We start from the raw sequence: 26,222 nt of genomic DNA, 5'->3' as shown, positions 1-26,222 counted from the left end.
CCCCGTCGGCCCCGGACGCCGACGGCGCGGGCCCCACCGGTGCGATCCTGGGCGAGACCCGGCCCGCACCGGGCCCTCTCTCGATGGATGGAGCCGAGCACCGCCGTGACCGCGACCCTCCCGGACCTCCGGTCCCGGCTGGCCGCGCTGACCCTCGAGGACGAGCACCGTCTCGGCCGCCGCCTGGAGGGGCTGCGCCGCACCCGCGACGCCGCGGCCCGCGAGCGGGCACTGGAGCGGATCACCGCCGACGTCGTCGCCGCCGAGGAGCGCATCGCCCGCCGCCGCGCCGCCGTGCCCGCGGTCACCTATCCCGAGGGGCTGCCCGTCAGCGCCCGGCGCGACGACATCGCCGCCGCCCTGCGCGAGTCCCAGGTCGTCGTCGTCGCCGGCGAGACCGGCTCGGGCAAGACCACCCAGCTGCCCAAGATCGCCCTCGAGCTCGGCCGCGGCGTGCGCGGCCGCATCGGCCACACGCAGCCGCGGCGGATCGCCGCCCGCACGGTGGCCGAGCGGATCGCCGAGGAGCTGGAGACCCCGCTCGGCGGCGCGGTCGGGTGGAAGGTGCGCTTCACCGACCAGGTCGGCGACGCCACCTCGGTCAAGCTCATGACCGACGGCGTCCTGCTCGCCGAGATCGCCCACGACCGGCTGCTGCGCCAGTACGACACGATCATCGTCGACGAGGCGCACGAGCGGAGCCTCACCATCGACTTCCTGCTGGGCTACCTCGCCCAGCTGCTGCCGCGCCGTCCCGACCTCAAGGTCGTCATCACCTCGGCCACCATCGACGTCGAGCGGATCGCCAAGCACTTCGGCCTCGACGGCGCCGAGGTGCCCGTGGTCGAGGTCAGCGGCCGCACCTACCCGGTCGAGGTGCGCTACCGGCCCGTCGTCGACCCCGACGGGCGGGCGGGGGACGGGGCAGCCGACCCCGACCGCGACCAGGTGACCGCCATCGGCGACGCCGTCGAGGAGCTGGCCGCCGAGGGCCCCGGCGACGTCCTCGTCTTCCTCGCCGGCGAGCGGGAGATCCGCGACGCCGCCGACGTGCTCACCGAGCGCTTCCCCGGCACCGAGGTGCTGCCGCTCTACTCGCGCCTGTCGGCCGCCGACCAGCACCGGGTCTTCCAGCCGCACACCGGCCGGCGCATCGTGCTGGCCACCAACGTCGCCGAGACGTCGCTGACCGTGCCGGGTATCCGCTACGTCGTCGACCCCGGCACCGCCCGCATCTCCCGCTACAGCGCGCGCACGAAGGTGCAGCGGCTGCCGATCGAGCCGATCAGCCAGGCCTCCGCGCGGCAGCGCTCGGGGCGCTGCGGCCGCGTCGCCGACGGCATCGCCATCCGGCTCTACACCGAGGAGGACTTCGAGGGCCGGCCGGAGTACACCGACCCGGAGATCCTGCGCACCAGCCTCGCCTCGGTGCTGCTGCAGATGGCCGCGCTCGACCTCGGCGCGGTGGAGGACTTCCCGTTCGTCGACCCGCCCGACCGCCGCGCCGTCACCGACGGCCGCGCCCTGCTCGAGGAGCTCGGGGCACTGGAGGACGGGCGGCTCACCGACACCGGCCGGGCGCTCGCCCAGCTGCCCCTGGACCCGCGGCTGGGTCGCATGGTCGTCGAGGCCGACCGCCGCGGCGTGCTCGAGGAGGTCCTCGTCATCGCCGCGGGCCTGACGATCCAGGACCCGCGCGAGCGTCCCGCCGAGCACCAGCAGGCCGCCGACCAGATGCACGCCCGGTTCGCCGACGAGCACTCCGACTTCCTCGCGCTGCTCAACCTGTGGCGGTACCTCACCGAGCAGCAGGACGCGCTCTCCGGTAGCCAGTTCCGGAAGACGGTCAAGCGCGAGTTCCTGCACTACGTGCGCATCCGCGAGTGGCAGGACCTGCACGGCCAGCTGCGCGGCACCGCCCGCCGCCTCGGCATGACCGTCGGCGCCCTCGCCGCCGAGCCCGACGAGCGCGGCGTCTCCACCGCGCTGCTCGCCGGGCTGCTGTCCCAGGTCGGCCTCCAGCTGGAGGAGAAGCGGAAGGACGGCGACCGGCGGCGCGGCGGCCGCGAGTACCTCGGCGCCCGCGGCGCCCGGTTCGTCATCGCGCCCGGCACCCCGCTGGCGAGGAAGCCGCCGCGCTGGGTGGTGGCCGCGGAGCTGGTCGAGACCAGCCGGCTGTTCGCGCGCACCGTCGCGCGCGTCGACCCCGAGGACGTCGAGCGGCTGGCCGGCCACCTGGTCTCCCGCGAGTACTCCGAGCCGCGGTGGGACGCCAGGCGCGGCTCCGTCGTCGCCACCGAGCGGGTCACCCTGTACGGCATCCCGCTCGTGGTCGGCCGGCGCGTGCAGTACGGCTCGATCGACCCGGTCGTCTCCCGTGAGCTGTTCATCCGGCACGCGCTCGTCCAGGGTGAGTGGACGACGCACCACCGGTTCTGGGCCGACAACCAGCGCGCGCTGGAGCGGGTGGCCGAGCTGGAGGAGCGCGCCCGGCGGCGCGACATCCGGGTCGACGACGAGACGTTGTTCGAGCTCTACGACGCGCGCGTCCCGGCCGACGTCGTCTCCACCCGGCACTTCGACCGCTGGTGGAAGACCGCGCGCCAGCGCACCCCCGACCTGCTCACCCTCACGCCCGAGATGCTCACCGACGCGGCCGCCGCAGGGCAGGTGCGCGTCGAGGACTTCCCGGACGAGGTGCCGCTCACCCAGGGGCTGACCCTGCCGCTGTCCTACGCCTTCGCGCCCGGGGCGCCGGAGGACGGCGTCACCGTCGACGTCCCGCTCGCCGTCCTCGACTCCGTGGTCGAGCAGACGTCGGGGGAGTCGCTGGCCTTCACCGTCCCCGGACTGCGGGAGGAACTGGTGACGGCGCTGCTCCGCACGCTGCCCAAGCAGCTCCGGCGCGCGCTCGTGCCGATCCCCGACCGGGTCCGCGAGGTGCTGCCGCGCATCGCCCCCACCGAGCCGCTGCTGCCGGCCCTGGAGCGCGAGCTGCGGCGCGCGGCGGCCGTCGTCGTCCCGCCGGACGCCTGGCAGCCGGCGCAGGTCCCCGGCCACCTGCGCGCGACCTTCCGCGTGGTCGACGACCGGCAGCGTGCGCTGGCCACCGGCAAGGACCTGCAGGCGCTGCGCCGCGAGGTCGCCCCGCAGGCGCGGGCGAGCCTCGCCGCGGCCGCCTCCGACGTCGAGCGCACCGGGCTGACGGCCTGGACGATCGGCGAGCTGCCGCGCACCGTCGAGGTGCGGCGCGGCGGGCACGCGGTCACCGCGTACCCGGCGCTGGTCGACGAGGGCGCCACCGTCGGCGTGCGGGTCGTCTCCACCGAGGCCGAGGCCGCGCGCCTGTCCTGGCGCGGCGCCCGCCGGCTGCTCGTGCTCGTGGCGGGCTCGCCCACCCGGCAGGTGGTCAAGGGGCTGTCACCGAGGAGCCGGCTGGCCCTGCAGTTCAACCCCGACGGCGAGATCCCGGCGCTGGTCGACGACTGCGTCGACGCCGCCGCCGACGAGCTGGTCGCCGCCGCGGGCGGGCCGCCGCGCGACGGGGCGGCCTTCGCCGCGCTGGTCGCGACGGCGAAGGAGCAGCTGCTGCCGCTCACCCAGGACGCCGTCCGGCGGGTCGAGGCGGTGCTCACCCAGGCCCGCGAGGTCGCCGTCGCGATCGGCGCGGCGCCCGGCCGGCGGGTGCCCGAGGCGGCCGTCGCCGACCTGCGGCGGCAGATGGGCGGCCTGCTGCACCGCGGCTTCGTCGCCGATGCCGGCCGGCGGCGGCTGCCCGACCTGGTCCGCTACCTGAAGGCCATGGCGCACCGGCTGGAGAAGCTGCCGGCCAACGCGGTGCGCGACGCCCTCTGGACGGACCAGGTCGCCGCCGTGACCGCCGAGTACGAGCAGCTGCGCCGCGAGGTGCCGCCCACCGGCGCCCCCGACGACCCGGTCACCCGCATCCGGTGGATGGTCGAGGAGCTGCGCGTCGGGCTGTTCGCGCAGCAGATCGGCACGCCCCGCCCGGTGTCGGAGCAGCGGCTCTACAAGGCGATCGACGCGCTCACGGCGTAGGCCGCCCCGGCGCTCAGGCCGAGGGCGCGGCGTCCGGGTCCGGCACGGGGTCCGGCGCCGGCTCGCGCAGCAGCGCGGAGATGCGCTGCCGGGTGACGCCGAACAGGGCGGCGATGCGGTTGATGCTCACCTGCTCGTCCTGCAGGGCGCGGGCCTGCGCGCGGCGCCAGGCGGAGCCCGCGCCCGCGAGGGCCGACAGCACCGTGGTGATCCGCTCGACGACCAGCGGCCGGGCCTCGGCGCTGACGATGTCGAGCCACGCCCGCCCGGTGCGGCGCTCGGCCAGCAGGAGCTCGGCGCGCTCGCGCGCGCCCTGCAGCTCGACGGCGCAGCGGTCGATCTCGCGCACCAGGTCCTGCAGCGCGGCCAGCGCGGTGTCCCGCTCGCGCCCGTCGTCCTGCGGTCCGGTCTGCTCCGGCTCCGCCGGAAGCTGCTGCGGTCCTGCCACGGTCGTCCTCCCGCGTCCTCCCCGGCGGTCTGCTCCACCGGGAACGGTTGCACACTACCTTGTTGAACGGGCGTTGCGTGCAACACGCGTGACACGCAAGGGGTGGTTGCACACCGGCCGCCGACCTGGGAGGGTCGTCCCCGATCCGATAGCGCACAACCGAGACTGCTCCGTGTCGGTCCGGTGCCGTTCCAGGGAGACCGATGTCGACGCTCACCGCCCGGGTGGACCTGCCACCGTCCCCCCGGAGCGTGCCCGTGGCACGCCACGTCGCACGGGAGGTGCTGCGCGCCTGGCAGGCCCCGCAGGACGCGGGCGACGTCGAGCTGCTGGTCACCGAGCTCGTGGCCAACGTCGTCGACCACGTCGAGGGAGAGGCCGTGCTCTCCCTGGAGCTCGAGTACTCCGACGGCTGGCTGCGGGTCGCCGTCGCCGACGGCAGCGCCGTCCGCCCCGTGGTGGGCGAGCTGCGCGGCGACCAGCCGCGCGGCCGCGGCATGCAGATCGTCGCGGCCATCGCCGACGACTGGGGCGTCGAGGACGCCGGCGACGGCAAGCGGGTGTGGTTCGTCCTGGACTCCCGGTCGGCGGGCTGAGACGCACCGCGCGTTTGCCTCGGCGGCTCCCCGGGGAGGGCTGGGGAGACCGATGCCGTCCGACGGAGGAGACGTGATGAGCGAGCCCACCAGCCACACCGAGGCAGCCGGCGAGGGCCTGTCCGACGAGGAGATGGTGGAGGCCGTCGCCGACCAGACCGACAGCGCCTCCGGTCACGCCTACAAGGCGGGCAAGGACTGGGACGGCGACGCGAGCCAGGCCCCCGAGCCGTCCGACACCGACCGGTAGGTCCTGCGACACTGCCTCCCGCCCGGCGAGCGCCGGGCGGGAGGTGCCCATGGCGACGACGTCCCCGCGTCCGGCCCCGGCCGTCCCCGCCGAGCCGCCGCGGTCGCCGCTGCTGCGCCCGGTGCGCTCCGCGGCCCGCTACGCCGTGCGGCACGGCCTCCCGGCGGTGTACCTCTCCCGGGCCGCCCGCCGCGGCGACCCCCTCGCCCGCCTGCTGCGCGACCCGGCCGCCCGCCAGGACCCGTACGACCTCCACGAGCGGCTGCGCGACCGCGGGCCGGTCACCTCCAGTGCGCTGGGGCCGGTGACCACCTCGCACGCCGTGGCCGCCGCCGTGCTGCGCTCCGACGCCGCCGGCGTGGGCTGGGACCGCTCGCAGGCGCCGGCACCCATCCGCTGGGCCCTGCGGCTGGGCGACGAGCTCGACGCCACGGGCGTGGCCGAGCCGCCGTCGATGCTGGTCACCGACCCACCCGACCACACCCGCTTCCGCCGCCTGGTCGGCCGCGCCTTCACCCCGCGCGCCACGCTCGCCTGCGCGCCGATGGTCCGGCGCACCGCCGAGGCGCTGCTCGACGACCTCGCCGGCCGCGACGGCGTCGTCGACCTCGTCGGCGCCTACGCCGCGCAGTTGCCGGTGCTCGTCATCGCCGACCTGCTCGCCGTCCCCGCCGACCGGCGCGAGGACTTCCTGCGCTGGGGCGCCGCGGCCGCCGCCACCCTCGACGCCGGCCTGTCCCCGCGCCGCTACCTCGCCGCGGAGCGCGGGCTGCGCGCCATGCACGCCTTCCTGCGCGGCCACTTCGCCCGGCTGCGCGCCGACCCCGGCGACGACCTGGTCAGCCGCCTGGTGACGCTGGACGGCGACGAGGCGCTGAGCGAGCGCGAGCTGCACGCCACCGTGATGCTGCTGCTCGGCGCCGGCTTCGAGACGACGGTCAACCTGCTCGGCAACGCCGTCGTGCTGCTCGACGCCCACCGCGACCAGTGGGACGTGCTGCGGGAGGACCCCGCCGGCTGGGACGGCGCCGTCGAGGAGGTGCTGCGCGCCGACAGCCCCGTGCAGCTCACCGGCCGCAGCCTGACCGGGGACGCGGAGTTCGCCGGCGTCCCGCTGCCGGCCGGTACCCGCGTCACCGTGCTGCTCGGCGCGGCGAACCGCGACCCCGCCGTCTTCGCCGACCCGGCGCGGTTCGACGTCACCCGCCCCAACGCCCGCGACCACCTGGCCTTCTCCGGCGGCGTCCACTACTGCCTGGGCGCCGGGCTGGCCCGCCTGGAGGGCACCGTGGGCCTGCAGGTGCTCACCGAGCGCTTCCCGCGGCTGCGGGTGGCCGGGACGCCGGTGCGCCGCGACCTGCGGACGCTGCGCGGCTTCGAGACCCTGCCGGTCGCCCTGCGCTGACCCCGGGTCAGTGGGGGACGAGCATCCCGGCGCCGACGGTGGCGTTGGTGGCCTCGTCGACGAGGATGAACCGGCCCGTGGCGCGGTTGTGCGTGTAGTCGTCGACGAACAGCGGCTGGGTGGTGCGCAGCCGCACCCGGCCGATGTCGTTGAGGCCGAGCTCGCCGGCCTCCTCCTCGTGGTCGAGGGTGTTGACGTCGAGCCGGTGCACGACCTCCTTGACCATCGCGCGCACCGACCGGGTGGTGTGCTTGACCGCCAGGCGCTGCCGGGGGCGCAGCGGCTCCTCGGCCATCCAGCAGACCAGCGCGTCGAGGTCCTGGGTGGTCTCCGGGCCGCCGTCGGGGCCGCAGAGCATGTCGCCGCGGGACACGTCGAGGTCGTCGGCGAGGCGCATGGTCACCGACATGGGCGGGACGGCGACGTCGACCGGGCCGCGCGGGCCGTCGATGCCGGCGATCGTCGTCGTCCGGCCGGACGGCAGGACCGCCACCGCGTCGCCGGGCCGCAGCACGCCGCTGGCCACCGTGCCGGCGTAGCCGCGGTAGTCGTGGAACGCGTCGGACTGCGGGCGGATGACGTACTGCACGGGGAAGCGGACGTCGGTGAGGTTGGCGTCGCCGGCCACCTCGACCGACTCGAGGTGCTCGAGCAGCGAGGGGCCGTCGTACCAGGGGGCGGCGTCGGAGCGGGTGACGACGTTGTCGCCGCGCAGCGCCGAGACCGGCACGACGGTCAGGTCGGGGACGTGCAGGCGCGCGGCGAAGGCGCGGAACTCGTCGCGGATCGCCTCGAACACCTCCTGCGACCAGTCGACGAGGTCCATCTTGTTCACCGCGACCACCAGGTGCGGCACCCGCAGCAGCGCGGCGAGGTAGGCGTGCCGGCGGCTCTGCTCGAGGATCCCCTTGCGGGCGTCGACCAGCACGATCGCGAGGTCGGCGGTCGAGGCGCCGGTGACCATGTTGCGCGTGTACTGCACGTGCCCCGGGGTGTCGGCGAGGACGAACGTGCGCCGCGGGGTGCTGAAGTACCGGTAGGCGACGTCGATGGTGATGCCCTGCTCCCGCTCGGCGCGCAGGCCGTCGGTGAGCAGCGCCAGGTCGACGTAGTCGCCGCGGCTGGCGCGCTCGATCGCCGCGTACTGGTCCTCGAAGACGGCCTTGCTGTCGAACAGCAGGCGGCCGATGAGCGTGCTCTTGCCGTCGTCGACCGAGCCGGCCGTGGCGATGCGGGCGATGTCCCGGCGGGCCGTCGCGATCTCTGCCGCCTGCTCTGCGGCAGCGGAGTGGACGTCGACGGCGGGCAGGTCGGACATGGCCCCCATCGTCCCAGCCGCGACACGCGGCGCCGCGAGCGGGGACGCTGGTGTGAGCGGCGCCACCGGGCGCCCGCGGGGAGGAGCCGCAGTGGGCGGTCTGGTGTTCCTGGTGCCGGTGCTGCTGGTCGTCGTCGCCGGCTACTCGGTGGGCTACGTCGTGGCCGAGGCGCTCGGCGTGGGCGCGCCGGAGGCGGTGGGGTGGCCGGCGGGCCTCCTGTTGCTCGCCGTCACCGTCGTCGTCCTGCTGCGCCGGTACCGCAGGCGGGCGCGGGCTAGAAGTAGCCCTCCTTCTTCCGGTCCTCCATCGCGGCGTCGCTGACCTTGTCGTCGCCGCGGGTGGCGCCGCGCTCGGTCAGCCGGGTCACCGCGATCTCGGCGATGACCTCCTCGACCGTCGTCGCCCGCGAGCGGACCGCCGCGGTGAGGTTGGCGTCGCCGACGGTCCGGTAGCGGACGGTCTCGCGGGTCACCTGCTCGCCCTCGCGCGGGCGGACGAACTGGTTGACGGCGTAGAGCATCCCCTGCCGCTCGACGACCTCGCGCTCCTGCGCCAGGTACAGCGGCGGGATCGCGATGCCCTCCTGCGCGATGTACTGCCAGATGTCGAGCTCGGTCCAGTTCGACAGCGGGAACACCCGGATCGACTCGCCGAGGTGGATCCGGCCGTTGTAGAGGTCCCACAGCTCCGGCCGCTGGTTCTTCGGGTCCCACTGGCCGAACTCGTCGCGGAAGCTGAACACCCGCTCCTTGGCCCGCGCCTTGTCCTCGTCGCGGCGGGCGCCGCCGAAGAGGGCGGTGAACCCGTGCTCCTCGACCGCCTCGAGCAGCACCGGCGTCTGGATGCGGTTGCGCGAGCCGTTGGGCTCCTCGCGCACCAGCCCGCGGGCCATCGCGTCGGGCACCGAGGCGACGACGAGCTCCACGCCGAGCTCGGCCACCCGCTTGTCGCGGAACTCGAGCACGTCGGGGAAGTTCAGCCCGGTGTCGACGTGCATCACCGGGAACGGGATGCGCGCCGGGGCGAACGCCTTGCGGGCGAGCTCCAGCATGACGATGGAGTCCTTGCCGCCGGAGAACAGCAGCACCGGGCGTTCGAGCTCGGCGGCCACCTCGCGGATGACGTGGATCGACTCGGCCTCGAGGGTCTCCAGCTGGGTGAGCCGGTGGGCGGGGGTCGTCACGTCCCCAGTGTCCGTCACGTCGTGCCGCGGACGGCGGCCAGGAGGTCCGCGGCCAGCTCCGGCCGGCACACCAGCAGGTCGGGCAGCGACGGGTCGGGCTCGTTGTAGCGCAGCGGCGACCCGTCCAGCCGCAGCGCGGTCAGGCCCGCGGCCAGGGCGACGGCGACCGGCGCCGCGGAGTCCCACTGGTACATGCCGCCGGCGTGCACGTAGGCGTCGACCTCGCCGCGCACCACCGCGGTGACCTTGTAGCCGGCCGACCCCAGGGGCACGAGCTCGCCGCCGACCGCGGCCGCCGCGGCGTCCGCCTGCGCGGGCGGGCGGGTGCGGCTCACCGCGATCCGGGGCGCCCGCGCGACGGCGGCGGGCAGGGTCGGCGCCGGGTCGGTGACCAGCACCTCGCCGGCGGCGGGCAGCGCCACGGCCGCGGCGGTCAGCGTCCCGGCTGCCCACAGCGCCACGTGGACGGCGAAGTCGGACCGGTCCGTCTCGCCGTACTCGCGGGTGCCGTCGAGCGGGTCGACGATCCACACCCGCCCGGCCTCCAGGCGGCTGCGGTCGTCGGCGGCCTCCTCGCTGAACACGACGTCGTCGGGCCGGTGCACGGCGAGGACCCCGGCGATGGCCTCCTGCGCGGCCGCGTCCCCGGCGTCGCCGAGCGCCCGCCCGGTCAGCCCGCCGGCCCGCAGCTCCACCAGCACGTCCGCGGCGGCCCGGGCGGCGGCCGCGGCCACCTCGACGTCCCTCACCGGGCACCTCCGCGGACGGGCGCGTCGCCCGGGTCGGCGACCGGGGCCGTCAGCGCGGGGTCGGAGGGGCTGCCCTCGGCGTCACGAGTCACCCGCGGACGGTACGTCCGCGCCCGCCGGCGCCTGTCCGGGGACCCCGCCGGCGTCGGGCCCGGAGCGCGGCAGGCGGACGGTGAACACCGCGCCCCGCCCGGGGGCGGTGTCCAGCGAGACGTCGCCGCCGTGCGCGGCCACCAGCGAGGAGACGATCGCCAGGCCCAGCCCCGTGCCGCCGGCCACCCGGCTGCGGGAGGCGTCGGCCCGGTAGAAGCGCTCGAACACCCGCGCGGCGTCCTCCGGGGCCATGCCCGGGCCCTCGTCGGCCACCCGCAGCACCACCCGGTCGCCGCCGTCGCTGGTGTCCTCGCCGAGGGAGACGGTGACCCGCGCCGTCGGCGGGGTGTGCACCACCGCGTTGGTGACCAGGTTGCCCACCACCTGGCGCAGCCGCGCCTCGTCGCCGAGCACCACGGGCACCTCGGTGAGGGAGTCCTCGAGGTGCAGCGAGACCGGCCGGTCGGGCTGGAGCACCCGCGCGTCGTGGACGGCGTCGCCCGCGACCTCGGCCAGGTCGACCGGGGTGAGCGACAGCGGGCGCTGCTGGTCGAGGCGGGCGAGCTGCAGCAGGTCCTCGACCAGCACGCCCATCCGCGAGCCCTCGCTCTCGATGCGCGCCATCAGCCGCCCGGTCTCCTCGGCGCTGCCGACGGCGCCCTGCCGGTAGAGCTCGGCGAAGCCGCGGATCGACGTCAGCGGGGTGCGCAGCTCGTGGCTCGCGTCGGCGACGAACCGGCGCATCCGCTCCTCCGACGCCCGCGCCTGCTCCTCGGAGCGCTGCTGGGCGCGGAAGGCGCTCTCGATGCGGGCGAGCATGCCGTTGAGCGCCTGGGACAGCCGGCCGACCTCGGTGCGGCCGTCGCCCTCGGGCACCCGCTGGGACAGGTCGCCGGCCGCGATCGCCTGCGCGGTGCGCTCGACGGCCGCCAGCGGCCGCAGGCTGCTGCGCACCAGGGCGTACCCGGCCACCCCGAGTGCGGCGAGCACGACCAGCCCGACGACCACCTCGATCACCACGAGCCGGGCGATCACCCGGTCGTCGCGGTCCAGGTCGCCGCCGGCGACGAGCACCAGGCCGCCGGGCAACTCCACGGCGGTCACCCGCCAGTAGGTGTCCCGGTCCGCGGAGGCGACGGTGTGGGCGCCGTGGCCGCCGGGGCCGGGGCGGCCGCGCCCGGCCTCCGAGGTCAGCTCCTCGACCGTGTCGTCGTCGAGGGCGGGCAGGTCGTCGTCGGACAGCGGACCGGAGAGCACCACCGGCCGCTCGTCGCCGGGGACGAGGCAGGCCTGGTAGTCGCCGGGGGTGACGTAGCGCTGCCGCCCGCCGAACAGGCAGGCGGTGACGTAGTTCTCCTGCTCCACCGACTGGCGCAGCGTGCTCTCCAGCTGCTGGTCGAGCTGGTCGACGAGGTAGCGCTTGAGCAGCGACGTCGCCGCCACGCCGGTGGCGACCAGCGCGACGGTGACCAGCACGAGCAGCAGCGCCACCAGCGTGATCCGCAACGGGACCCGCGGCAGGGGGGAGCCGCCGCGGGCCGCGGGCGGGGCCCCGGCGGAGGTGCTCACGAACCGCGCGGCAGGCGCAGCGTGTAGCCGACGCCGCGGATGGTGTGCAGCAGGCGGGGCTCGGTGGTGTCGACCTTGCGCCGCAGGTAGGAGATGTAGGACTCGACGACGTTCGCCTCGCCGTTGAAGTCGTAGTTCCACACGTGGTCGAGGATCTGCGCCTTCGACAGCACGCGCCCGGCGTTGGCCATCAGGTAGCGCAGCAGCTTGAACTCCGTCGGCGAGAGGCTGACGACCTCGCCGGCCTTCACGACCTCGTGCGACTCCTCGTCGAGCTCGATGTCGGCGAACGACAGCCGGGGGCTCTCGGCGGCGCGCTGCTGGCCGGTGCTGCGGCGCAGGACGGCCCGGATGCGGGCGAGCACCTCGTCGAGGCTGAAGGGCTTGGTGACGTAGTCGTCGCCGCCGAGGGTCAGCCCGGAGACCTTGTCCTCCGCGGCGTCGCGCGCGGTGAGGAACAGCACCGGCGTGTGCCGGCCGCTCTCCCGCAGCCGCCGGACGACGCCGAAGCCGTCGAGCCCCGGCATCATCACGTCGAGCACCAGCAGGTCGGGCCGGAAGGACGCGGCCAGCGCGAGCGCCTGCTGCCCGTCGGCCGCCGTCGCCACCTCGAAGCCGGCGTAGCGCAGGCTCGCCGAGAGCAGCTCGCGGATGTTCGGCTCGTCGTCGACCACCAGGAGGCGGGCCTCCGGTCCGGTGGCGCGAGCGCTGCGGGTCCCCGTCACGACATCTCCCGTCGGACGCCTGGCTACCGTCGTCATGGCACCCACGGTGCGGGGCGCGGCTGCGGGTGCACTGGACGGTACCTGTGAGCTGCCTGGACGTCGGTGGTCAGGACGTCCCGCGGTCCGGACGCCGCCGCTCAGCCGGCGGGGGACATCGCCCGGCCGCGCCGCCAGTAGCCGATCGCGTGGTGCTGGGCGCGGGACAGGCCCCAGCGGCCGCGCAGGTCGGCCCGCACCACCCGGACGGCGGCGGACTCGGCGGCCACCCAGGCGAACAGGTCGTCCCCGGCCGGGCGGTCGAGGGCGGCGACGGCGTCGGCGAGCAGCGTGCCCTCCCCGGGCGGGGTGCCGCCGCGGTGCAGCCAGCACACCTCGACGCCGGCCGGGGCGGCCAGGGACTGCTCCTCCTCGGGGCCCGCCACCTCCAGCAGCGCGGTGCCGGTGGTGTCCGGCGCGGCCGCGGCGAGGATCCGGCTGATCGCCGGCAGCGCCGTCTCGTCGCCGGCCAGCAGGAGCGTGCCCGCGGGCCGGTCGCCCAGGGCCCCGCTGCCGGCCACCCCGAGCAGGGCGCCCGGGGCCGCGGCGGCCGCCCACGACGCCGCCGGGCCGTCGCCGTGCAGCACGAAGTCGATCTCCACCTCGCCGCGCCGCACGTCCTGCCGGCGGGCCGTGTAGCTGCGCAGGCTCACCCCGTGCGCGCCCACCGGCCAGACCACGCGCCCGTCGCGGGCGACCGACGGCCAGCGCGGGTCCGGGTCGCCGACCCGGGGCACGAGCAGGTTGACCGTCGGGCCGGCCGCGGCGACGGCGTCCGCCGTGCCGGACAGGACCACCCGCCGCACCGACGGCGTCACGTCCGCGACGGAGGTGACGGTGAGGACGTCGACGCTGCGGGGATCGCCGGGCTCGGACACGCAGCGAGCGTAGGGACCGGGGGCCGATGCGGGCCGACCCGGCCGACCCCGGGGGAATGAGGTCGACCGGGCCGGCGATCGAGGACGGAGGACCTCACGTTCCGTCACTGCCCCTCGACTCGGAGCAGCGGGTTCGTGTCGGTGACCCCCGTCGACGTGAACGCTACGTGACCGCCGCGTCCGTGGCACTGCCCGATCGGGTGGACCTCCCCGCCGCCGGGGTGATCTGGGTCGCTCGCCGGCCGGCCCGGGCGGCATGTGTGCCCCCCGGACGGGCCGGGCACCGGGGGAGGACCACACGGACGACCGAGGACGGGGTCATGGCCGACGAGTTCACGAAGGGTGACCACGTCACCTGGAACAGCCACGGCAGCAAGGCCGAGGGCGAGGTCACCAAGAAGATCACGAAGGACACCGAGGCCGGCGGCCGGAAGGTCAAGGCCAGCTCCGACGAGCCGCAGTACGAGGTCAAGAGCGACAAGAGCGGGAAGACGGCGGTGCACAAGCCGTCCGCGCTCGACGAGAAGTAGGAGATGCCGTGAGCGAGATGGACGACCGATTCGCCGGGGTGTCGTCGCGCAGCGACAAGCACAACCCGCGTCTCGACGAGGAGATCGAGCACGAGATCCAGGGGATGCTCAAGTCCGGGCGCGCCACCCGGTCCGAGGAGTTCCGCGAGGTGGAGCCCGTGGCCGAGGGCGAGCCGGACCCCGCCGGCAGCCCGAACAGCACGCTGATCGGCGGCGTCCCGGTCGGCATGACCGAGGACGCCGTGGTCGCGCGGGCCGAGCTCGCGCGCTGGCTCGTGCGGGCCGACTTCCCGGCCGACGGCCCCGCCCTGGTCGAGGCCGCGCAGGACCACCGCGCCCCGGACGCCGTCGTCGCCGAGCTGGAGCGGCTGCCCGAGGGCGAGACCTACGAACGCATCGGCGACGTCGCCCGGGCGCTGGGGTACCCGACCGAGACCTGACCGGTCCCGCGGCCCCTCGGGGCCGGCCGAGGAGGCTCAGGAGCCGGTGCGCTCCTGGGCCTCCTGGCCGTCCGGGGAGCCGTTGTCGGCCTCGTCGGCGATCTCCTCGCGACCCCGGCGGCGGAACAGCTTCGAGCCGGGGAAGCCCTTCACCACCTCGCGGATGTCCTGCATGGTGTCGAGCAGGTCGTGCACGTCGGTGCCGACGTCGCCGAGCCCCTCGAGCACCGGGATCACGCCCTCGTCGAGGTGCGTGACCAGCGAGGGCAGCCGGTCGACGAGCTGCACCAGCGCCTCGACCTCGTGCGGGTCCAGCGTCTCGGCCAGCCGGCGGACCGACGGCGTCAGCCGGGTCAGCGGCTCCTCGTAGCCGGCGAGCAGCGGGTCGATCCGGCCGACCAGCCCCTCGGTGCGCTCCACGGCGCCCTGCGCGCCGTCGATCGTCCGGCCGACCGCACCGATCGCGTCGTCGGCCTTCTGCTGGGTCTGCTCGACGGCGGAGATCGCCGCGTCGGCCTTCTGCTGGGTCGCCCCCACGTCCCCGATCGCGGCGTCCGCCTTCTGCTGCGTCTGTTCGACCGCGGAGATGGCGGCGTCCGCCTTCTGCTGCGTCTGCTCGACCGCGGAGATGGCGGCGTCCGCCTTCTGCTGCGTCTGCTCGACGGCCGAGATGGCGGCGTCGGCCTTCTGCTGCGTCTGTTCGACCGCGGAGATGGCGGCTTCTGCCCGCTGCTGCGTCGCTCGGACGTCCCCGATCGCGGCATCGGCGCGCTGCTGCGTCTGCTCGACGTTCCCGATGGCGGCATCGGCGCGCTGCTGGGTCGCCTCGACGTTGCCGATGGCGGCGTCCGCCCGCTGCTGCGTCTCCTCGACGCTCGCGATCGCCTCGTCCGCCCGCTGCCGCGTCCGGGCGACGTCGGCGATGGCGGCGTCCGCGCGCTCGCGGGTGCTGCCCACCGCCTCGATCGCACGGTCGGCGGCGGCGATCGTCCCGCCGGCGTGCTCCACCAGGCCCTCCGCCCGGCCGACCACCCGGTCCACCCGGTCGAGCAGGTCGTCGAGCCGGTCCACCGCCGCCGCCACCCGCGGCACGAGAGCGAGGGCCTCGGCGACGCCGTCGCGCAGGCTCTCGACGGCGGAGAAGACGTCGGACGGGCCGGGGATCGAGGGGAGCCGCACGCGCCGACGCTACGTCCGGGGGCGGCGCGACGCCCGGTCGGCGAGTGGTCCGCCCCCCGCACGGGTAGCCCCGGACGCATCCCGGAGCCCGCCGGTCCCGCGCGTCGGCCCGCGATACGGCCCGCGGGCCGTATCGTCGAGTGCTGCCGCGTGTGCGGGGAGCAACCGCGGACGACGGACACGGAACGACGACGATGGGATGTCGACACCGGTGGGCGACGAGCGGGGGCGGGACGACCGGGCCGACGGCCGCGGGTCCGACGCGCCGGGCCCGATCACCGTGGAGCAGTTGATCGCCCGGTCCGGCAACGCCACCGGCCGCCGCGCCGCGCGCCGGACCGGTGAGGTCCCCATCCCGCTCGAGCCGGGGGAGTCGCTGCCGTCGCACCGCGGGCCCCGCCCGCCCGTGCCGCCGGCGGCCGCACCGCCCGCCTCACCGCCCGCCTCGCAGCCGCCTGCCCAGCCCGCCGACGAGACGCCACGCCGTGGCCTGCCCCCGGTGCCCGGCGGCGTGCAGCGCTCGCAGCCCGTGCCGCCGCTCCCGGGGCAGGGGCCCGGGCCGGTGCACCGCTCCGGCCCGGTCCCGCCGCTGCCGGGCGCCCAGCCGTCCGCGCCCGTGCCGCCGCTGCCGGGCGCCGTCCACCGCTCGCAGCCGGTGCCGCCGCTGCCCGGCGCCGTGCACCGTTCCGCGCCCGTGCCGCCGCTGCCGGGGACGCCGGGCGCCCGCCCCTCCACCCCGCTGTTCCCGCCGCTCGGGCCGCCCACCGGCGCCACCCGCCGGCCGGCGCCGCTGCCGCCCATCCCGGGCATCGACGCGCCGGCGATGTCCGGCGCCGGCAGCACGCGGCGCCCGTCGCCGCCCCGGCCGCCGCGCAGCCCCGCCCGCCGCCGGATCCGCCGGGCGCTGATCGGCGCCGGGGCGCTGGTCGGCGTCGTCGCCGCGTACCACCTGGGCCTGTACTCCTACGTCGACCAGAGCATCACCCGCGTCTCCGCGCTGGCCCCCGAGGGCCCGGAGGTCATCGCGGCGCAGTTGCAGGAGGGCGCGACCACCTACCTCGTCGTCGGCACCGGCCTGCCCGGCACCGAGGGCGCCGCGTCGGTCACGACCATGCTGGTGCACGTGTCGTCCGACGGGGAGCGGGCGGCGCTGGTCAGCGTCCCGCCGACCGCGCTGGTCGACACCCCGGGCTGCCGCACCGACGACGGCGAGTTCCGCGAGCCGGTCTCGGAGGCCTTCGCCACCTCGCTGCTCGACGGCGGGCCCGCGTGCACGGTGCGCGCCGTCCAGCAGCTGTCGGGCCTGCGGGTCGACCACTACCTCGGCCTCGACCTCGGCCGCCTGCCCGCCCTCGTCGACGCCGTCGGCGGGGTGAGCGTCTGCCTGCCCACCGCCGACGCCGACGCCTCCTCCGCCGCGCCCCTCCCGGCCGGCACCACGGAGCTCGACGGCGAGCGCGCGAGCAGCTACCTCACGCCGGGGGAGGCCGGGTCCGACGTCACCGGTGCCGCCGCGGCCCAGCGGACCCAGCTGCTGCTCTCGGCGACCCTGCGCACCGCGGTGAGCGCCGGCACCCTGCTCGACACCCCCGAGCTCACCACCTTCCTCACCCGCGCCGCCGGCGCGCTGACCCTCGACGAGCAGACGACGCTCGGCGACCTGCGCACGCTGGCCTCGGCGCTCGGCGACCTCGAGGGCGGCGCCGTCCAGCGCGCCGCCCTGCCCGTGTCCCAGGTCGGCTACGTGCCGGCCGGCACCGACCAGGCGTACGTGCTGCTCGACGGCACCGGCGTCCGCTCCCTGTTCGACGGCGTCATCGAGGACACTCGCGTGCCCGCCGAGCTCGCCGCCCCCGCGGTCGCCGCGGCCACCGCGGCGGCGCCCGACCCCGCCGCCGCGGCCGCCCCGGCGCCGGAGCCCTCCGCGGCCGCCCCGGCTCCGCAGGCGCTCACCGTGGCCCCGTCCGGCGTGACCGTCGACGTCCTCAACGGCACCGCCACCAGCGGGCTGGCCTCCACGGTCGCCGACCTGCTGCGCGCCCAGGGCTTCACCGTCGGCCAGGTCGGCAACGAGACCGGCGTCGTCAACGAGACCGTGGTCCGGCACGGCCCCGGCGTGGCCGAGCAGGCGCGCACGGTGGCCGCCGCGGTGCCCGGCGCCGTGCTGCAGCCCAGCGACGCGATCGGCGACACGGTGCAGCTGGTCCTCGGCCCCGGCTACACCGGCGTCGTGCCGGTGCAGGTGGCCGCGCCCGTGCCCGTCGTCGCCGAGACCCCGGCGGACACCCCGGCTCCCGCGGACACCACCGCCCCGGCCCCGGACCCGGCGACCACGACCGGCCCGGTCAGCTGCGGCTGACCCGCCCGCTCTCCCAGCGGGGTAGCCCTCCGGCGGACGACGCGGCCCCCGCGCAGACGACGGGGCCCCCGCGAGCTGCTGCTCGCGGGGGCCCCGTCGGTCCGAGGAGCGCTCAGCTCACCCGAAGCGGCCCGAGATGTAGTCCTCGGTGGCCTTCTGGTCGGGGTTGCTGAAGATCTTCTCGGTGGGGTTGAACTCGATGAGCCGGCCGGGCTGGCCGACCCCGTTGAGGTTGAAGAAGCCGGTCGACGTGCTCACCCGTGCCGCCTGCTGCATGTTGTGCGTGACGATCACGATGGTGAAGCGGTCCTTGAGCTCGGCCATGAGGTCCTCGATCGCCAGGGTGGAGATCGGGTCCAGCGCCGAGCAGGGCTCGTCCATGAGCAGCACGTCGGGCTCGACGGCGATCGCGCGGGCGATGCACAGCCGCTGCTGCTGGCCGCCCGAGAGGCCCGAGCCCGGGCGGTCGAGCCGGTCCTTGACCTCGTTCCAGAGGTTCGCGCCGCGCAGGGCGCGCTCCACCAGCTCGTCGGTCTCGGCCTTCTTCATCTTCTTGTTGTTGAGCCGGTTGCCGGCGATGACGTTGTCGTAGATCGACATCGTCGGGAACGGGTTGGGCCGCTGGAAGACCATGCCGATCTGCCGGCGGACGTCGACCGGGTCGGTGTCGGCGCCGTAGAGGTCGACGCCGTCCATGACGACCTTGCCCTCGACGCGCGCGCCCGGGATGACCTCGTGCATGCGGTTGAGCGACCGCAGGAACGTCGACTTGCCACAGCCCGAGGGGCCGATCAGCGCCGTGATGCTGCGGGGCTCGATCGAGACGTTGACGCCCTCCACGGCCAGGAAGTTGCCGTAGTAGATGTTGAGGTCGGAGACCTCGATGCGCTTGGCCACGGGGAGATCCTCCGGGTCGGGGCCGGTCAGCGACCGGTCTTGGGGGCGAAGAAACGGCTGATCAGGCGGGCCACGACGTTGAGGACCATGACCAGGATGATGAGGACGAGCGCCGCCGTCCAGGCCCGGTCCAGGAACGCCTGGGTGTCGGTCCCCGGCTGCGTCAGCTGGTAGTAGGCGAACACCGGCAGCGTCGCCATCCGTCCGTCGAACGGGTTGAGGTTCGTCCCCGTGATGAGGCCCACGGTGATGAGCAGCGGCGCGGTCTCACCGATGACGCGGGCGACGGCGAGGGTGATGCCGGTGCCGAGACCGGCGACGGCGGTCGGCAGGACGACCTTGACGATCGTCCGCCACTTCGGCACGCCCAGGGCGTAGCTGGCCTCGCGCAGCTCGTTGGGGACGAGCTTGAGGACCTCCTCGCAGGAGCGCACGACCACCGGGATCATCAGCACCGACAGCGCCGCGGCGCCCATGAGGCCGAGCCGGACGTCGTTGCCGAACAGCAGCGTGAACAGCGCGAAGGCGAACAGGCCGGCGACGATCGACGGGATGCCGGTCATGACGTCGACGAAGAAGGTGATCGCCTTCTTGAGCCGGCCGGTGCCGTACTCCACCAGGTAGATGGCGGTGAGCAGGCCGATCGGCACCGAGATCACCGCGGTGACCGCGGTGATGATCACGGTGCCGAGGATGGCGTGGTACGCACCGCCGCCCTCGCCTACGACCCGGAACATCGAGTTGGAGAAGAACTGGGCGTCGAAGCGGGCCAAGCCCTTGTCGAGGACCGTGTACACCAGCGACACCAGCGGGATCATCGCGATCCCGAAGGCCGTGGTGACCAGCGCCGTGACCAGCCGGTCGGTGGCCTTCCGGGTGCCCTCGACGGCGCGCGAGCCGACGTACACCGCCAGGGTGCCGAGGACGACGCCGTAGACGACGGCGAGGGCGATGCCGGAGCCGGTGAGGGCCGCCAGCAGGGCGCCGGCGGCGAGGCCGGCGACGTAGAGGCCGAGGCCCGCGTAGCGGGGGAGCTTGCGCTGCGGCCGGATCGGGCCGGAGGGCTCCTCGGCGACCCGGACGGGGGACTGCGTCGAGGTGCTCATCAGTTGGCTCCGGAGAAGTCGGCGCGCCGGTTGACGATCCAGCGGGCGAGCATGTTGACCGCCAGGGTGATGACGAACAGCACCAGGCCGCTGGCGACGAGGGTGTTGATGCCCAGGCCGGTGGCCTCGGGGAACCGCAGGGCGATGTTCGACGCGATCGTCGAGGGGTTCGAGCTGCTGATCAGGTTCAGCGTGGCGCCGGCGCCGCCGGAGAGCACGATGGCGACCGCCATCGTCTCGCCGAGCGCGCGGCCCAGGCCCAGCATGGCGCCGGCGATCACGCCGGACTTGCCGTAGGGCAGGACGGCCATCTTGATCATCTCCCAGCGCGTGGCGCCGAGGGCCAGGGCGGCCTCGCGGTGCAGCGCCGGCGCCTGGCCGAACACCTCGCGGGCGATGGCCGAGATGATCGGCAGGATCATGACCGCGAGCACCAGGCCGACGGTCAGCATCGTGCGGCCGCTGGTGGAGGCGGGGCCGGCGAAGATCGGCAGCCAGCTCAGGTTGTCGGCGGCCCACACGTGGAAGGGCACGAGCGCCGGGGCGAGCACCGCGAGGCCCCAGAAGCCGTAGACGACGCTGGGGATCGCCGCCAGCAGGTCGATCACGTAGCCGAGGCCGGCGGCGATGCGGCGGGGCGCGTAGTAGGTGACGAACAGCGCGATGCCCACCGCCAGCGGGGTGGCGACGAGGAGGGCGAGGACGGCGCCGAGCAGCGTCCCGAGGACCAGCGGCGCGATGTAGGAGCCGAGGCCCTCGCCGCCGGGGATGTCCTCCGCGGGCGCGGTGAGGGCCGGGATCGCCTCGCTGATCAGGAAGGCGGCGACGCCGGCCAGCACGAGCAGGATGAAGATGCCGGAGCCCTTGGCGCTGCCGGCGAAGATGCGGTCACCCGCCCGGCGCACGACGCGCTGCTGCACGGGGGGTGGGGTGGGGGCCTTCGTGGCGGTCACCGCTGCTCCGGGTGGTCGGGGTGGTGCGGGGGTGGTGCGGGACGCCCGTCGCCGGGCGGGGTGGTGGCCCGGGGCGTCGGTCGACGCCCCGGGCCACCGGGAGTGTGACGGATCAGCCCGCGGCGGTGATGGCGTCGACGGCGCCCTGGGCCTGCTCGCGGAGCGTGTCGGAGATCGGCGCGTTGCCGGCGTTGTCGGCCGCGGCCTGCTGGCCGTCCTCGCTGACCACGTAGGTCATGAAGGCCTTGACGTTGTCGGCGGTGGACTGGTCGTCGTACTCGACGCAACCGACGTGGTAGCTGACCAGCACGATCGGGTACTCGCCCGAGCCCTCGGTCTGCCGGTTGACCTCGATGGCGAAGTCGTACTCGCCGCGGCCCTCGACGGCCGGGGAGTTCTCGACGACGGCGGCGGCGGCCTCGGCCGACGGGGCCACGAACTCCGAGCCGACGCCGACGTTGGCGACACCGAGCTCACCGGCGCGGCTGGCGTCGGCGTAGGTCACGGCGCCGGCCGTGCTCTCGACGACGCCCACGACGCCGGAGGTGCCGTTCGCGGCCTCGCCACCGGGCAGCGGCCACACGCCGTCGGGCTCGGCGGTCCACACGTCACCGGCGGCCTGGAACAGGTAGTCGGTGAAGTTGTCCGTGGTGCCCGAGTCGTCGGCGCGGTGCACGGGGGTGATCGCGGTGTCGGGGAGCTCGGCGTCCGGGTTCGCCTCGGCGATCGCCGGGTCGTTCCAGGTGGTGATCTGGCCGGTGAAGATCCGGGCGATCACGTCGGGCGAGAGGTTGAGCTGGTCGACGCCCTCGAGGTTGAAGATGACCGCGATCGGCGAGATGTAGTTCGGCAGCTCGAAGACCTCGCCGCCGCCGCAGCGCTCCTGGGCGGCGGTCAGCTCCTCCTCGTCGAGCGCGGCGTCGGAGCCGGCGAAGTCGGCGCGGCCGTCGATGAACTGCTCGCGGCCCGCGCCCGAGCCGGCCGGGTCGTAGCTGAACTGGACGTCGGGGTACTCGCCCTCGAAGCCGGCCTGCCACGCCTCCATGGCGGCCTGCTGGCTGCTGGCGCCGGCGCCCACGAGGTCACCGCTGAGCTCGGCGGCGCTCGAGCCGCTGCCGCTGTCGCTGCCGCCCGAGGAGGCCTCGGACTCGTTCGCGGCGCCACACGCGGCGAGCGCGAGGGTGCTGGCCAGTGCCGTCGAGAGGACGGCGGCGCGCGACCTGGTGCTGAGCTTCAACTCTGTGCCTTTCGGAGAGGGGGACCCGGACCTCGTTGCCGGGCAGAGCGGGACCAACGGCGAGGACGGTAGGCAGCACAGGTGGCCGGTCCCGGGTCGCTCGGTGAACGGGTGGTGAACGCCCGCGGGACCTTTCCCGACCGGGTGAGAACGGCGTCACGTCCAGCAGGTGAACGCGTGCGCGTCAGGTGGCGACGGCCACTCCGCGTGCGGCAGAAAGGGGCGTTTGCGCCCGGTCGGGCGCTCCGCGCGTCAGCGGGAGAGGCGCCAGGAGACGTCGACGGCGAACCGCGTGAACCCGGTGCGCTCGTACAGCGCGACCGCGGGCACGTTGTCCTCCTCGACGTAGAGCAGCACCTGCCCGAGGCCGGTCCGGCGCAGGTGCGCGAGCCCCAGCGCGGTCAGCGCGCGGCCGAGCCCGAGCCCCTGGGCGCCGGGGTCGATGCCGAGGACGTACACCTCGCCGGCCGGGTCGGGGCCGGCCTCGCCGGGCGGGTGGACCTTCGTCCAGTGCGAGCCGAGCAGCGTGCCGCCGCCGGCCGGGTCGCCGCGCCAGGCGAGCAGGAAGCCGGCGGGGTCGAACCACGGCTCGGCCTCGCGCAGCGCGAGGTCCGTCGCGGTCCACGAGCCCTGCTCGGGGTGGGTGGCGAACGCGCGGGCGTTCACCCGCAGCCACGCCTCCTCGTCGCGGCCGGGCCGGAACGCCTCGACGTGCACGCCCTCGGGCAGCGGGGTCGGGGCGTCGAGGTCGGCGTCGGTGAGCGGGCGGCGCATCTGCAGCAGCACCCGCGCGCGGGTGTAGCCGCGGGCACCGGCCAGGGCGGCCGCGGCCGGCAGGTCGCCGTGCGCCCAGACCCGCAGCGGGCGCCCGCCGGCGAGCTCCTCGAGCCGGGCCAGCAGCGCGCGGCCGGTGCCGCGGCCCCGGGCGGCGGGGGCGACGACGAGCTCGGCCTCGGCGTCCTCGGCCGACCCGGGCTCCCCGAGCTCCAGGCGGGCGTAGCCCAGCGGCACGCCGTCGGCGTCGGTGGCGAGCACGTCGCGCCCGCCGGGCGGGCCGCCGTGCTGCAGCCGCAGCTCGCCCTCCTCCGACAGCGGGCGCACGCCGTCGGCGGCGGCCGCGTCCTTGAGCAGGGCGAGGACGGCGGCGGTCTCCGCGGGCGCGAGGCGCGCGGAGTCCCGGACGGCGGGCGTGCTCAGAGCAGCGGCGCCGTGCTGCGCGAGGGGTCGGCCTCGGCCTCGGCGCGCGCGGCGGCGGCGGTGGCGTCGGCGACCTGCTGGTCGAGCTTGTAGCCGACGTTGCGCACCGTGCCGATCAGCGCCTCGTGCTCGGTGCCGAGCTTCGCGCGCAGCCGCCGGACGTGGACGTCGACGGTGCGGGTGCCGCCGAAGTAGTCGTAGCCCCAGATCTCCTGCAGCAGCTGAGCGCGGGAGAACACGCGGCCCGGGTGCTGGGCCAGGTACTTGAGGAGCTCGAACTCCTTGTAGGTGAGGTCGAGCGGGCGGCCGCGGAGCTTGGCGGAGTAGCTGTGCTCGTCGATGACCAGCTCGCCGGCCTGGGTGACGCCGCCGTCGGCGCCGTCGGCGGGGGTGGCGGCGGCCATCCGGCGCGCGGTGGCCCACTTGAGCCGGGCGTCGACCTCGGCGGGGCCGGCGGTGTCGAGCAGGACGTCGTCGACGCCCCAGTCGGCCGACAGCGCGACCAGGCCGCCCTCCGACAGCACGGCGACCAGCGCGGAGGCCACCCCGGTGGAGGACAGCAGGCTGCACAGCGTGCGCGCCTGGATCAGGTCGTGGCGGGCGTCGACGAGCACCACGTCGCCGGAGTCGCCGTCGAGCAGGCTCGACAGCTCGGGTGCCACCACGCGCACCTGGTGACCGAGCAGGCCCAGGGCGGGCAGCACCTCGGTCGTGGCCTGACGCGCCGCGGTCATGAGCACGAGTCGCATGTCGTCTCCTCGGGGAGGGCGTCGACGGCGCTGTCGAACCGAGACCGCAGGATAGCCGACGGCCGGCCACCTCCCTGTGACCTCGCCGACACGCGGGCGCACGCGGCTCGCCGGCGGGCCGTCCGGCGGGGATCTGCGACGATCGGGGTCCAGCGGGCGCCGGCGGACGCACCCGCCGTCCGCGGGCAGGAGGCGACGTGACGACCGCGCTGCAGACCCCGGCCGCCACGCGCGGGCGGCACGTCGCCGCGGCGGCCGCCGTCGCGCTCGCCGCCGCCGCGCTCGCCTGGGCGCCCGAGGCGGGCGGGGAGGCCGCGCGGCTGGGCGTGGTGCTCGTGCTGCAGGCCGCGCTCGTGGCCGCCTGGGTGCTCGCGGTGGCCCCGGCGGGCGCCCGCGGTGCCGCGGCGCTGGCCCTCGCGGCCGCCGTCGCCGCCGACCTGCTGGCCGCGTCCGCCGACCCGACCGGGGGGCCCGGGCCGGGCGTGCTGCTCGTCGTCGCCGGGCCCGCGCTCGTCGTCGCGGTCGTCCACCAGATGCTGCGCCGCCCGCCGCGGGCCGACGTCGTGGGCTCGCTCGGCACCGTGGCGCTGCTCGTCGCCGCGGTCTGCGCGCTGGCGCTGCTCCTGCTCCCCGAGGTGGTCGGCGACGCGGCGTCCCCGGCCGCCTCGCCGCTGCTGGTCGCCGGGGCGGCCCTGGCCGCGGGCCACCTGGCCGACGCCCTCCTGCCCCGCCCCGCGGTCGCCGACGGCGTCCCGCGCGGCGGGCTCGGCGTGCTCGCCGCCCTCGCCGCGGCGGTGGCCGTGGCCCTGGCCGAGACCGGCACGGCCGAGACCGTCGACGTGCTCGCCGGCCTCACCACCGGGCTGGTGGTCGGCCTGGTCGCCGCGCTCGCGGGCATGACCTCGTCGTTCGCGCTGGCCGACACCGCCGCCGCGGGCCGCCGGGTGCCGGCCGCCGCCGCCGGCGTCGAGGCGCTGCTGCCGCTGGCCGTCTGCGCGCCGGCCCTGCTGGCGCTCGCCGTCGTCTGACCCCGTGCGCACCCTCCTCGGGCTGCTCGCGCTGCTCGCCGCGCTGCTCCTCGTCGTCGGGCTGGTGGCCGACCCCCTCGCGGAGGGCGTCGCCGAGGACCGGGTGGCGGCGGCCCTGCGCGACGGCGGCAGCCTCGCGGGCACCCCGGAGGTCGACGTCACCGGCTGGCCGTTCCTCACCCAGGCGGTGTCGGGGACCTACGACGACGTCCGCATCTCCCTGACCGCCGAGGACCTCGGCCAGCCCGCCGGCACGCGCGCCGACGTCGTCCTGCAGGGCGTGCACGTGCCGCTGTCGGACGTGCTGTCGGGGTCGGTGCAGCAGGTGCCGGTCGACCGGGTGGACGGCACCGCGACGCTGTCCTACGCGCTTCTGTCGGCGCAGCTCGGCGCGGACACCGTGCTCGAGCGGGCCGGCGACGGGCTGCGGGTCACCCGCACGGTCGAGGTGCTCGGCTACACGCTGCCGCTCACGGCCACCGGGACGGTGTCGCTCGACGGCCAGGACCTCGTCGTCGACGTCGCCGACGCGTCGGCCGCCGGCGTGGACGTGCCGGACTTCGTCGTCGACCGGGCGGTGGACCTGCTCGACCTGCGCTACCCGGTCGTGCTGCCCTTCGGCCTGCAGCTGACCGGCGTCCGCCCGGCCGACGACGGCGTGGTCGTCACCGCCGAGGCCACCGACGCGGTGTTCACCACCGGGTGACGGAATGCCGGCCGGCCCGGCCGGGTTGCCGCCGGGGATGAGCGGGACGGGACTGGCCGTGCTGGCCGCCGCGCTGGTGCTGACCGGGGCCGCGGCGTGGTGGCTGCGCGCCCGCGACGGCGCGGTGCGGGCACCCGCCCGGCAGGAGGAGGACGGCGTGCGCGGACCGGCGGCGGTGCTCGGCGACCTGGGCGTGCGGCCCGGCGAGGCGGACCTGACGGTCGTGCAGTTCTCGACGGCGTTCTGCGGGCCGTGCCGCACCACCCGCGCCCGCCTGCAGCACCTGCAGGCCACCCGGCCGGGCCTGGCCTACGTCCACGTCGACGCCGAGAGCCACCTCGACGCCGTCCGCGAGCTCGACGTCCGGCGCACCCCGACGCTGTTCTACCTGGACCGCGGGGGCGCGGTGCTCGGCCGCAGCAGCGGCGCCCCGCGCCCGGAGGAGCTCACCGCCCTGGTCGACGCCCACACGGGCCCCCGGGCCTGATCGGCTACCCTCGCCGCATGGGCACCCTGCTGACCTCGCGCCGC

General features: G+C 75.9%; 25 protein-coding genes. 11 read left to right on the top strand and 14 right to left on the bottom strand.

Going from position 1 to position 26,222, the window contains the following annotated elements:
* Nucleotides 1–105 precede the first annotated feature (105 nt).
* Nucleotides 106–4,059, top strand: coding sequence for an ATP-dependent RNA helicase HrpA (gene hrpA, locus ACI78R_RS01150; protein WP_457039362.1), 3,954 nt, complete (start codon nucleotides 106–108; stop codon nucleotides 4,057–4,059).
* A 13-nt stretch (nucleotides 4,060–4,072) separates the two neighbouring features.
* On the opposite strand, the gene ACI78R_RS01145 is transcribed toward hrpA, so the two are convergent.
* Complete coding sequence (locus ACI78R_RS01145; protein ID WP_457039361.1) at nucleotides 4,073–4,507, bottom strand: hypothetical protein; 435 nt, start codon at nucleotides 4,505–4,507, stop codon at nucleotides 4,073–4,075.
* A gap of 203 nt (nucleotides 4,508–4,710) precedes the next feature.
* Between ACI78R_RS01145 and ACI78R_RS01140 the strand changes: the two genes are divergently transcribed.
* The 3 genes from ACI78R_RS01140 (at nucleotide 4,711) to ACI78R_RS01130 (ending at nucleotide 6,758) form a co-directional block, all read left to right on the top strand.
* On the top strand, nucleotides 4,711–5,103 hold the full coding sequence (locus ACI78R_RS01140) for an ATP-binding protein (RefSeq protein WP_457039360.1): 393 nt from the start codon (nucleotides 4,711–4,713) through the stop codon (nucleotides 5,101–5,103).
* Between the two features lie 76 nt (nucleotides 5,104–5,179).
* Entirely contained in the window at nucleotides 5,180–5,353 is a 174-nt protein-coding gene (locus tag ACI78R_RS01135; RefSeq protein WP_336028452.1) for a hypothetical protein, read from the top strand.
* A gap of 49 nt (nucleotides 5,354–5,402) precedes the next feature.
* A complete protein-coding gene (locus tag ACI78R_RS01130; protein WP_457039359.1) occupies nucleotides 5,403–6,758 on the top strand; it encodes a cytochrome P450 in 1,356 nt (451 codons plus the stop codon).
* A 7-nt stretch (nucleotides 6,759–6,765) separates the two neighbouring features.
* Here ACI78R_RS01130 and ACI78R_RS01125 read toward each other — a convergent pair whose 3' ends face one another.
* The gene (locus tag ACI78R_RS01125; RefSeq protein WP_457039358.1) at nucleotides 6,766–8,076 is read right to left on the bottom strand and encodes a sulfate adenylyltransferase subunit 1; all 1,311 of its coding nucleotides are present in this window, start codon (nucleotides 8,074–8,076) and stop codon (nucleotides 6,766–6,768) included.
* Between the two features lie 91 nt (nucleotides 8,077–8,167).
* Here ACI78R_RS01125 and ACI78R_RS01120 point away from each other — a divergent pair, with 91 nt between their 5' ends.
* Nucleotides 8,168–8,398: a hypothetical protein gene (locus tag ACI78R_RS01120; protein ID WP_073421202.1), complete on the top strand. Its 231-nt coding sequence runs from the start codon at nucleotides 8,168–8,170 to the stop codon at nucleotides 8,396–8,398.
* Here the strand turns inward: ACI78R_RS01120 and cysD are convergent.
* The 5 genes from cysD to ACI78R_RS01095 all read right to left on the bottom strand — a co-directional run bounded on the left by cysD (nucleotide 8,352) and on the right by ACI78R_RS01095 (nucleotide 13,310).
* Complete coding sequence (cysD, locus tag ACI78R_RS01115; RefSeq protein ID WP_457039357.1) at nucleotides 8,352–9,260, bottom strand: sulfate adenylyltransferase subunit CysD; 909 nt, start codon at nucleotides 9,258–9,260, stop codon at nucleotides 8,352–8,354. The genes ACI78R_RS01120 and cysD overlap by 47 nt on opposite strands.
* A 14-nt stretch (nucleotides 9,261–9,274) precedes the next feature.
* The gene (locus tag ACI78R_RS01110; RefSeq protein WP_457039356.1) at nucleotides 9,275–10,009 is read right to left on the bottom strand and encodes an inositol monophosphatase family protein; all 735 of its coding nucleotides are present in this window, start codon (nucleotides 10,007–10,009) and stop codon (nucleotides 9,275–9,277) included.
* A gap of 81 nt (nucleotides 10,010–10,090) precedes the next feature.
* Nucleotides 10,091–11,671, bottom strand: coding sequence for a sensor histidine kinase (locus ACI78R_RS01105; RefSeq protein WP_457039355.1), 1,581 nt, complete (start codon nucleotides 11,669–11,671; stop codon nucleotides 10,091–10,093).
* On the bottom strand, nucleotides 11,668–12,396 hold the full coding sequence (locus ACI78R_RS01100; protein ID WP_175562903.1) for a response regulator transcription factor: 729 nt from the start codon (nucleotides 12,394–12,396) through the stop codon (nucleotides 11,668–11,670). Before ACI78R_RS01100 ends, ACI78R_RS01105 begins: the two co-directional genes overlap by 4 nt.
* 137 nt (nucleotides 12,397–12,533) lie before the next feature.
* A complete protein-coding gene (locus ACI78R_RS01095) occupies nucleotides 12,534–13,310 on the bottom strand; it encodes a siderophore-interacting protein (RefSeq protein WP_457039354.1) in 777 nt (258 codons plus the stop codon).
* 320 nt (nucleotides 13,311–13,630) lie between these two features.
* Here ACI78R_RS01095 and ACI78R_RS01090 point away from each other — a divergent pair, with 320 nt between their 5' ends.
* Together ACI78R_RS01090 and ACI78R_RS01085 are read left to right on the top strand one after the other, a co-directional pair.
* Entirely contained in the window at nucleotides 13,631–13,840 is a 210-nt protein-coding gene (locus ACI78R_RS01090) for a hypervirulence associated TUDOR domain-containing protein (RefSeq protein WP_336028440.1), read from the top strand.
* A gap of 17 nt (nucleotides 13,841–13,857) precedes the next feature.
* Complete coding sequence (locus tag ACI78R_RS01085; protein WP_073421910.1) at nucleotides 13,858–14,280, top strand: DUF2795 domain-containing protein; 423 nt, start codon at nucleotides 13,858–13,860, stop codon at nucleotides 14,278–14,280.
* A gap of 36 nt (nucleotides 14,281–14,316) precedes the next feature.
* Here the strand turns inward: ACI78R_RS01085 and ACI78R_RS01080 are convergent, their stop codons facing one another.
* Nucleotides 14,317–15,459: a hypothetical protein gene (locus ACI78R_RS01080; RefSeq protein ID WP_457039353.1), complete on the bottom strand. Its 1,143-nt coding sequence runs from the start codon at nucleotides 15,457–15,459 to the stop codon at nucleotides 14,317–14,319.
* Nucleotides 15,460–15,658: 199 nt separating this feature from the next.
* Here ACI78R_RS01080 and ACI78R_RS01075 point away from each other — a divergent pair, with 199 nt between their 5' ends.
* A complete protein-coding gene (locus tag ACI78R_RS01075) occupies nucleotides 15,659–17,818 on the top strand; it encodes an LCP family glycopolymer transferase (protein WP_457039352.1) in 2,160 nt (719 codons plus the stop codon).
* Nucleotides 17,819–17,935: 117 nt separating this feature from the next.
* On the opposite strand, the gene pstB is transcribed toward ACI78R_RS01075, so the two are convergent.
* The 6 genes from pstB to ACI78R_RS01045 all read right to left on the bottom strand — a co-directional run bounded on the left by pstB (nucleotide 17,936) and on the right by ACI78R_RS01045 (nucleotide 23,957).
* Nucleotides 17,936–18,715 (bottom strand): phosphate ABC transporter ATP-binding protein PstB, encoded by a 780-nt coding sequence (pstB, locus tag ACI78R_RS01070; protein ID WP_073421213.1) that lies wholly within the window; start codon nucleotides 18,713–18,715, stop codon nucleotides 17,936–17,938.
* 26 nt (nucleotides 18,716–18,741) lie between these two features.
* Entirely contained in the window at nucleotides 18,742–19,821 is a 1,080-nt protein-coding gene (gene pstA, locus ACI78R_RS01065) for a phosphate ABC transporter permease PstA (RefSeq protein ID WP_073421214.1), read from the bottom strand.
* Nucleotides 19,821–20,774, bottom strand: a complete 954-nt coding sequence (pstC, locus tag ACI78R_RS01060) for a phosphate ABC transporter permease subunit PstC (RefSeq protein ID WP_083628740.1) — start codon at nucleotides 20,772–20,774, stop codon at nucleotides 19,821–19,823. The genes pstA and pstC overlap by 1 nt, the downstream gene beginning before the upstream one ends.
* A gap of 112 nt (nucleotides 20,775–20,886) precedes the next feature.
* Nucleotides 20,887–22,011 (bottom strand): phosphate ABC transporter substrate-binding protein PstS, encoded by a 1,125-nt coding sequence (gene pstS, locus ACI78R_RS01055; protein WP_073421215.1) that lies wholly within the window; start codon nucleotides 22,009–22,011, stop codon nucleotides 20,887–20,889.
* 252 nt (nucleotides 22,012–22,263) lie between these two features.
* On the bottom strand, nucleotides 22,264–23,208 hold the full coding sequence (mshD, locus tag ACI78R_RS01050; protein ID WP_457039491.1) for a mycothiol synthase: 945 nt from the start codon (nucleotides 23,206–23,208) through the stop codon (nucleotides 22,264–22,266).
* Complete coding sequence (locus ACI78R_RS01045; protein WP_073421216.1) at nucleotides 23,205–23,957, bottom strand: winged helix-turn-helix transcriptional regulator; 753 nt, start codon at nucleotides 23,955–23,957, stop codon at nucleotides 23,205–23,207. The genes mshD and ACI78R_RS01045 overlap by 4 nt, the downstream gene beginning before the upstream one ends.
* 197 nt (nucleotides 23,958–24,154) lie before the next feature.
* Between ACI78R_RS01045 and ACI78R_RS01040 the strand changes: the two genes are divergently transcribed.
* The 3 genes from ACI78R_RS01040 to ACI78R_RS01030 are packed head-to-tail and all read left to right on the top strand — an operon-like array spanning nucleotide 24,155 to nucleotide 26,178.
* Entirely contained in the window at nucleotides 24,155–24,985 is an 831-nt protein-coding gene (locus ACI78R_RS01040; RefSeq protein ID WP_457039351.1) for a hypothetical protein, read from the top strand.
* A gap of 4 nt (nucleotides 24,986–24,989) precedes the next feature.
* On the top strand, nucleotides 24,990–25,691 hold the full coding sequence (locus ACI78R_RS01035) for an LmeA family phospholipid-binding protein (protein WP_457039350.1): 702 nt from the start codon (nucleotides 24,990–24,992) through the stop codon (nucleotides 25,689–25,691).
* Between the two features lie 37 nt (nucleotides 25,692–25,728).
* Complete coding sequence (locus ACI78R_RS01030; protein ID WP_457039349.1) at nucleotides 25,729–26,178, top strand: thioredoxin family protein; 450 nt, start codon at nucleotides 25,729–25,731, stop codon at nucleotides 26,176–26,178.
* Nucleotides 26,179–26,222 lie beyond the last annotated feature (44 nt).

The sequence above is a fragment of the Geodermatophilus sp. SYSU D01106 genome (assembly GCF_054049995.1).
Note: the sequence above shows the minus strand (reverse complement) of the source record. Positions and strands in the feature narration are given on the sequence as shown.